We start from the raw sequence: 1,687 nt of genomic DNA on the forward strand, positions 1-1,687 counted from the left end.
GTGTTGGGTCTGTAATTTTTTACGGAGAGTTTGATCCTGGCTCAGGACGAACGCTGGCGGCGTGCTTAACACATGCAAGTCGAACGATGATGCCCAGCTTGCTGGGTGGATTAGTGGCGAACGGGTGAGTAACACGTGAGTAACCTGCCCCTGACTCTGGGATAAGCGTTGGAAACGACGTCTAATACTGGATATGATCGCCGGCCGCATGGTCTGGTGGTGGAAAGATTTTTTGGTTGGGGATGGACTCGCGGCCTATCAGCTTGTTGGTGAGGTAATGGCTCACCAAGGCGACGACGGGTAGCCGGCCTGAGAGGGTGACCGGCCACACTGGGACTGAGACACGGCCCAGACTCCTACGGGAGGCAGCAGTGGGGAATATTGCACAATGGGCGAAAGCCTGATGCAGCAACGCCGCGTGAGGGATGACGGCCTTCGGGTTGTAAACCTCTTTTAGTAGGGAAGAAGCGAAAGTGACGGTACCTGCAGAAAAAGCACCGGCTAACTACGTGCCAGCAGCCGCGGTAATACGTAGGGTGCAAGCGTTGTCCGGAATTATTGGGCGTAAAGAGCTCGTAGGCGGTTTGTCGCGTCTGCTGTGAAATCCCGAGGCTCAACCTCGGGCTTGCAGTGGGTACGGGCAGACTAGAGTGCGGTAGGGGAGATTGGAATTCCTGGTGTAGCGGTGGAATGCGCAGATATCAGGAGGAACACCGATGGCGAAGGCAGATCTCTGGGCCGTAACTGACGCTGAGGAGCGAAAGCATGGGGAGCGAACAGGATTAGATACCCTGGTAGTCCATGCCGTAAACGTTGGGCGCTAGATGTAGGGACCTTTCCACGGTTTCTGTGTCGTAGCTAACGCATTAAGCGCCCCGCCTGGGGAGTACGGCCGCAAGGCTAAAACTCAAAGGAATTGACGGGGGCCCGCACAAGCGGCGGAGCATGCGGATTAATTCGATGCAACGCGAAGAACCTTACCAAGGCTTGACATACACCGGAAACGGCCAGAGATGGTCGCCCCCTTGTGGTCGGTGTACAGGTGGTGCATGGTTGTCGTCAGCTCGTGTCGTGAGATGTTGGGTTAAGTCCCGCAACGAGCGCAACCCTCGTTCTATGTTGCCAGCGGGTTATGCCGGGGACTCATAGGAGACTGCCGGGGTCAACTCGGAGGAAGGTGGGGATGACGTCAAATCATCATGCCCCTTATGTCTTGGGCTTCACGCATGCTACAATGGCCGGTACAAAGGGCTGCGATACCGTAAGGTGGAGCGAATCCCAAAAAGCCGGTCTCAGTTCGGATTGAGGTCTGCAACTCGACCTCATGAAGTCGGAGTCGCTAGTAATCGCAGATCAGCAACGCTGCGGTGAATACGTTCCCGGGCCTTGTACACACCGCCCGTCAAGTCATGAAAGTCGGTAACACCCGAAGCCGGTGGCCTAACCCTTGTGGAAGGAGCCGTCGAAGGTGGGATCGGTGATTAGGACTAAGTCGTAACAAGGTAGCCGTACCGGAAGGTGCGGCTGGATCACCTCCTTTCTAAGGAGCATCTGGCATCGCTTGCGATGTCCAGGCGCCCGATTCGGACCGACCGTGTCCGACGGGTAGCTCATGGGTGGAACATTGACAGTGCAGTTGGGAGTGATGCTTCCGACCTCAGTACGCTCTGCTTGCAGGGTAGGAACG

The 1,687-nt window shown here is 56.4% G+C and carries 2 rRNA genes (1 of these 2 cut by a window edge); both read left to right on the forward strand.

Going from position 1 to position 1,687, the window contains the following annotated elements:
* Positions 1–18: 18 nt before the first annotated feature.
* Positions 19–1,540 (forward strand): 16S ribosomal RNA (locus ACIPJY_RS18035).
* Positions 1,541–1,567: 27 nt separating this feature from the next.
* Positions 1,568–1,687: ribosomal RNA gene (locus ACIPJY_RS18040) — 23S ribosomal RNA — on the forward strand; it runs 2,909 nt beyond the window's last position.
* Together the 16S and 23S rRNA genes form the textbook arrangement of a ribosomal RNA operon.

Origin of the sequence: Curtobacterium sp. NPDC090223 (genome assembly GCF_044746585.1) — a bacterium.
In the GTDB taxonomy this organism is placed as follows: domain Bacteria; phylum Actinomycetota; class Actinomycetes; order Actinomycetales; family Microbacteriaceae; genus Curtobacterium.